6 protein-coding genes are annotated in these 5,787 nt (G+C 76.5%); 5 read left to right on the forward strand and 1 reads right to left on the reverse strand.

The features are described from left to right. Positions 1-59 precede the first annotated feature (59 nt). Positions 60-581 (reverse strand): inorganic diphosphatase, encoded by a 522-nt coding sequence (locus AB2L27_RS19960; RefSeq protein ID WP_370443244.1) that lies wholly within the window; start codon positions 579-581, stop codon positions 60-62. Positions 582-767: 186 nt separating this feature from the next. Between AB2L27_RS19960 and dacB the strand changes: the two genes are divergently transcribed. The 5 genes from dacB (at position 768) to AB2L27_RS19985 (ending at position 5,509) form a co-directional block, all read left to right on the forward strand. Further along, positions 768-2,201: a D-alanyl-D-alanine carboxypeptidase/D-alanyl-D-alanine endopeptidase gene (gene dacB, locus AB2L27_RS19965; protein WP_370443245.1), complete on the forward strand. Its 1,434-nt coding sequence runs from the start codon at positions 768-770 to the stop codon at positions 2,199-2,201. A gap of 62 nt (positions 2,202-2,263) precedes the next feature. After that, positions 2,264-3,439 carry a zinc-dependent metalloprotease gene (locus AB2L27_RS19970; protein ID WP_370443246.1) on the forward strand — a complete coding sequence of 392 codons (1,176 nt, stop codon included), beginning with the start codon at positions 2,264-2,266 and terminating at the stop codon, positions 3,437-3,439. A gap of 15 nt (positions 3,440-3,454) precedes the next feature. Next, positions 3,455-4,423, forward strand: coding sequence for a tRNA lysidine(34) synthetase TilS (tilS, locus tag AB2L27_RS19975; RefSeq protein WP_370443247.1), 969 nt, complete (start codon positions 3,455-3,457; stop codon positions 4,421-4,423). An 18-nt stretch (positions 4,424-4,441) separates the two neighbouring features. Continuing rightward, positions 4,442-4,993 carry a hypoxanthine phosphoribosyltransferase gene (hpt, locus tag AB2L27_RS19980; RefSeq protein WP_370443248.1) on the forward strand — a complete coding sequence of 184 codons (552 nt, stop codon included), beginning with the start codon at positions 4,442-4,444 and terminating at the stop codon, positions 4,991-4,993. Positions 4,994-5,173: 180 nt separating this feature from the next. Then, positions 5,174-5,509, forward strand: coding sequence for a Uma2 family endonuclease (locus tag AB2L27_RS19985; RefSeq protein WP_370443249.1), 336 nt, complete (start codon positions 5,174-5,176; stop codon positions 5,507-5,509). The last annotated feature ends 278 nt before the right edge of the window (positions 5,510-5,787 follow it).

The following is a 5,787-nucleotide window of genomic DNA, read 5'->3' on the forward strand; positions in this document are numbered from 1 at the left end:
ACGCGAAGCGCCGAACCTACCGGCGCGTCGCGTCAACGACCCCCCCTCACCGCGGGGCGTCAGTGCCCGGAGGCGCCCAGCTCGTACGAGGTGCCCTTGGCGCGCTCGATGCTCGCCTGGATCTCCTTCTCGGCCTCCTCGCGGCCGGCCCAGTTCGCGCCCTCGACGCTCTTGCCGGGCTCGAGGTCCTTGTAGGTCTCGAAGAAGTGCTGGATCTCCAGGCGGTCGAACTCGCTGATGTCGGCGAGGTCCTGGATGCTGTCCCAGCGCGGGTCGCCCGCGGGCACCGCGAGGATCTTGTCGTCCCCGCCGGCCTCGTCGCGCATGTGGAACAGGCCGATGGCGCGGCAGGTGATGAGGCACCCGGGGAACGTGGGCTCCTCGAGGATGACGAGGACGTCCAGCGGGTCCCCGTCCTCGCCCAGCGTGCCCTCGATGAACCCGTAGTCGTGCGGGTAGCGCGTGGAGGTGAAGAGCATGCGGTCCAGGCGGATGCGCCCGGACTCGTGGTCGACCTCGTACTTGTTGCGCTGACCCTTGGGGATCTCGATGGTCGCGTCGAACTCGACTGGGGTGCTCACGTGGCTCCTCTCGACCGGGGTCGCCCGACCCCGTCCGTCACGGTGTGGTTCGCGGCCGACCGGAGGGCTCCCGGGCGGCGGACCGCGCTAGTGTCGCGCAGACAGGGGCCGTGGAACGAACCGGGTGCGACGCGCTGTGCGCTACCCGTGACGAGCGGACGAGCCGGAGGACGACGGGGGAGCGGCGTGCGCAGGGTCCGGGCGGTCCTGGCCTCCGGGGCCGCCGTCGTGGTCCTGGCCGCCGGGTACGCCGGGCTCGACGTGGCCGGCGCGGTCCCCGGCCCGCTGACGACGACGCCCGCCCCGACCGCCAGCCCCCTGCCCACGGCCCCCGGGGCCCAGCCGCCGCCGGGGTCCCCGGCGCCGGTCCTGCCCACCCTGGACGCCGGCGCCCCCGTCCCGGACCCGGCCGCCCTGGCCCGCACGGTCGCCCCGCTCCTGGCCGACCCCGCCCTGGGCGCGTCGGTGTCCGCGAGCGTCGTCGACGCCCGCACCGGCCGGTCTCTGCTGGCCGGCGCCGAGACGGTGCCGCGCACCCCCGCCTCCACGACGAAGATCCTCACCGCCGTCGCGGCCCTGCGCGCCCTGGGCGACACCTCCCGCGTCCGGACGCGCGTCGTCGCCGGCGCCACGCCCGAGGAGGTCGTCCTCGTCGCCGGCGGGGACGTGCTGCTGGCCGCCGGCGCCGGGGACCCCGACGCCGTCGACGGTCACGCCGGGCTCGGCGACCTCGCCGCCCGGACCGCCGCCGCCCTGCGCGCCGCCGGCCGCACCGCGGTCGCCGTCCGCCTCGACGACGGCCTGTTCACCGGCCCGGCGACGTCACCGGGCTGGGGCGCCGGCGACGTCGGCGCCGGGTTCGTCATGCCCATCGCGCCGCTGGCCGTCGACGAGGCGCGCCTGGTGCCCGGGGAATACGCCCCGCGCGCGGCCGACCCGGCGATGGCCGCGGCCCGCGTCTTCGCCCAGGCCCTCGGTGCCGACGGCATCACCGTCCTGGACGCCGGGGACGGGCCCGTCGTCCGGGCCGCGGCCCCGCCCGACGCGCAGGTGCTGGGCTCCGTCTCCTCGGCCACGACCGCCGAGCAGGTCGAGTTCATGCTGACGGCCAGCGACAACACCCTCGCCGAGGTCCTCGCCCGCCGCGTCGCCCTGGCCACCGGCCGTCCCGGCTCCTTCGACGACGCCTCGGTGGCCGTCGTCGAGCAGGTCGCCGCCCTGGGCGTGGACGTCGCCGGGGTGCAGTTGCAGGGGGCCAGCGGCCTGGGTCGCGGCACCCGGATCACCGCCGCCGCGCTGACCGGTGTCCTCACGCTCGTCGCCTCCGGGGAGCACCCCGAGCTGGGCCCGGTCGCCGCCGGCCTGCCCGTGGCCGGGGTCACCGGCACGCTCACCGACCGCTACGACCAGCCGGACTCGATCGCCGCCGCGGGCGTCGTCCGGGCCAAGACCGGCACGCTGACCGGGGTCAGCAGCCTGGCCGGGTTCCTGCGCGACACCGACGGGCGGTTGCTGGCCTTCGCCGTGATGTCCGACAGCGTGCCCCCGGGCGGGTCCCTGGCCGCGCGGCGGGCCCAGGACCGGTTCGCCACGGCGCTGGCCGGCTGCGGCTGCCGCTGAGACCCGCGCCCCTCCCCGCGCCCCCTCCCGGTCCCCGGTCCCCGGCCGCGTACGGTGCGGTCATGCACGCACGCGGTGACGAGGCGGCCGGGACCGGTCCCGGTGGTGCCGCCCCCGAGGACGACCGCCCACCGGGCCGGTCCGTCGTCGACCTCGTCGACTTCGACCTCGCCGCGCAGGTCGCGGGCCGCCTGGCCGGGCCGGGCCCGAAGCTGGGCCGCGACGAGATCGACGACGTCGTCGCCGAGCTGCGCACCGCGGCCGCCCAGGCCGCCGGGCCGGTCGCGCACACCGCCCACCTGCCCTCCCCGGACCCGGTGCCGCCCGCTCTCGTCGTCGACCGCGCCTCCTGGGCGCAGGCCAACGTCGACGCCTTCCGGGCGCTGCTGGCCCCCGTCGCCGTCCCCTCCCGGCCCGGGTCGCCGCCCGGGCGCGCCGGGCAGGTCGTGGACCGGGCCAGCACCGCCGTGGGCCGGCGCACCACCGGCGCCGAGCTCGGCAGCCTCCTGGCGTTCCTGTCCAGCCGGGTCCTGGGCCAGTTCGACGTCTTCCACGGCGTCGACGCCCCCGCCGGCCACCTCGAACCGGGACGGCTGCTGCTGGTGGCGCCCAACGTCGTCCAGGTCGAACGCGACCTCGGCGTCGACCCGCACGACTTCCGCCGCTGGGTGTGCCTGCACGAGGAGACCCACCGGCTGCAGTTCGGGGCCCACCCGTGGCTGCGCGAGCACGTCACCGCGCAGGCGCGCGGGCTGTCCGGGGAGCTGCTGGCCCAGCCGCGGGACCTGACCGAACGCCTCACCGGTGTCCTGCAGTCGCTGCCGGACGTCCTGCGCGGCACCGCCGGGGGGTCCGGCATCGGTCTGGCCGACCTGCTGCAGACGCCCGCGCAGCGCGAACGGGTCGCCCGGCTCGTCGCCGTCATGTCGCTGCTGGAGGGGCACGCCGACGTCGTCATGGACGAGGTGGGCCCGCAGGTCGTGCCGAGCGTGGCGACCATCCGGGCCCGCTTCACCCAGCGCCGCAAGGGCGGCGGCGGCCTGGACCAGGTGCTGCGCCGGCTGCTGGGCCTGGACGCCAAGACCCGGCAGTACGCCGACGGGGCCGCGTTCGTCCGCGGCGTCGTCGCCGCCGTGGGCTGGGACGGGCTCAACGCCGTCTGGACCGGCCCGCAGGAGCTGCCGCGGCCGGCGGAGATCGCCGACCCGGCCGCCTGGGTCGCCCGCGTCCACGGCTGAGCGGCGGGACGTGCGGTGAGCGGTCCGCCCCCCGCCGTCGCGGCCGTCCGCGTCGCCGTCCGGCGCGCCCTGCGGGCCCTGCCGCCCGGCCCGGTGCTCGTCGCCTGCTCCGGCGGGGCCGACTCGCTCGCCCTGGCCGCCGCCACCGCCTTCGAGGCGCGCGCCGCGGACCGGCGCGCCGGCCTCGTCACCGTCGACCACGGCCTGCACCCCGGCTCCGCGGCCGTCGCCGCCCGCGTCGTCACCCTCGGGCACGACCTCGGGCTCGACCCGGTCACCGCGGTGCGGGTGGCGGTGGGCCGGACGGGTGGTCCCGAGGCGGCCGCCCGCACCGCCCGGTACGCCGCGCTGGAGGCCGCTGCGGCCGAGGCCGGGGCGGTCGCGGTGCTGCTGGCGCACACCCTGGACGACCAGGCCGAGACCGTGCTGCTGGGCCTGGCCCGCGGGTCCGGGACGCGCTCGCTGGCCGGGATGCCGCCCACCCGCGGGCTGTTCCACCGGCCCCTGCTCGGCCTCGCGCGCGCCACCGTCCGGCGCGCCTGCGCCGACGAGGACCTGCCCGTCTGGGAGGACCCCGCCAACGCCGACGACCGGTTCGCGCGCGTGCGGGTGCGCCGGGACGTCCTGCCGCTGCTGGAGTCCGCCCTGGGCCCCGGGATCGCCGCGGCCCTGGCCCGCACCGCCCGCGCCGCCCGCGACGACGCCGACGCCCTCGACGCCCTCGCCGCCGGCGCGGACCCCTTCACCGGCGGCTCGGCCGCCGTGGCCGACCTGCGGCCCGCCCCGGCCGCCCTGCGCCGCCGGTGGCTGCGCGCGGCGGCGCTCGCGGTCGGCTGCCCCGCGAGCGCCCTGGGCGCCGGGCACGTCGACGCGCTGGAGGCGCTGGTGCTGGACTGGCGCGGGCAGGGACCCGTGCACCTGCCGGGTGGTGCCGAGGGCACCCGGCGGTGTGGCAGGCTCGTGCTCACCCCACCCCTCGACTGAGAACCACGGGAGACTTGCGTGGACGCCGCGACCGCCGGGACCGACCTCGAGCACGTCCTGCTGAGCCGGGAGCAGGTGGCGACCCGCATCGCCGAGCTCGCCGCCGACCTCGACCGCGACTACGCCGACAAGGACGTGCTGCTCGTCGGCGTCCTCAAGGGCGCGGTCATGGTGATGGCCGACCTGTCGCGGGCCATGAACATCCCGCTGTCGATGGACTTCATGGCCGTCAGCTCCTACGGCTCGGGCACCAAGAGCTCCGGCGTCGTGCGGATCCTCAAGGACCTCGACACCGACATCCTCGGCCGCCACGTCGTCGTCGTGGAGGACATCATCGACTCCGGCCTCACGCTGTCCTGGCTGCTGGCGAACCTGTCCTCCCGCGGGCCGGCGTCGGTGAAGGTCTGCGCGCTGCTGCGCAAGCCCGAGGCCGCCAAGGTCGAGGTCGACGTCGAGTACGTCGGCTACGACATCCCCAACGAGTTCGTCGTCGGGTACGGGCTGGACTTCGCGGACAAGTACCGCAACCTCGACTGCGTTGCGACGCTGGCCCCGCACGTCTACAGCTGACGGTCCTCCCGTGGACGTCGTCGTGCACGGGGGCCTCCTGGACGACTGGCTCGCGCAGCGCCGCCGGCTCGGGCAGGGCGGCCGCGACGAGGTGTGGAACGGGGTGCTCCACCTCGTCCCGGCCCCGCACAGCAGCCACGGTCGGCTGGCGTACCGGCTGGGCCCGGGCTCGCGGCGACGGTGGACGAACGGGGGCTGCACCCCACGGGGCCGTTCAACCTCGGGACCGGGGACCACGACGACCGGGTGCCCGACACGGGGTGGACGTCGACCTCTCTGGAGGAGGCGACCCTCTACGTCCCGTCGGCCGAGGTCGTCGTGGAGTTCGAGTCCCCCGGCGACGAGACGTGGGCGAAGGTGCCGTTCTACGTCGAGCGCGGGGTGGACGAGGTCTGGGTCGTCACGCCCCGGACCTCGTCGGTCCAGGTGCTGTCGGGGTCGGACCGTGCGGTGGAGCGCAGCGGGGTGCTCGGGGTGGGCGTGGACGAGATCGCGGTGGTGTTGGGCTGGCGCTGACGCGAGTCGCCGACCGACCCAGCTATCGCTATTGCGATGACGCTATCGGTATAGCGATACTCGTCGGGTGGACCCGTCGAACCCGTTGCGTACGGTCGCGCCGACGGTGGACGCCGACGTCCTCCAGGTCCTCGCCCGAACGCACCGGCCCCTCAGAGGTTGTCCTCAAAGGGGGTGATGTGTGCACGGTAGGACCATGAGCGTCCCCACCAGGACTCCCTACCCCTCCGACCTCACCGACGCCGAGTGGGACATCGCCCAAGCCCACCTACCCCACG

It is taken from the genome of Kineococcus halophytocola, from assembly GCF_041276425.1.
GTDB classification, from domain to species: domain Bacteria; phylum Actinomycetota; class Actinomycetes; order Actinomycetales; family Kineococcaceae; genus Kineococcus; species Kineococcus halophytocola.

What these genes read in the sequence shown, in the direction of transcription:
- AB2L27_RS19970 (WP_370443246.1), top strand. Translation starts at nt 2,264, where the DNA reads ATGCACGCACGCGGTGACGAGGCGGCCGGGACCGGTCCCGGTGGTGCC.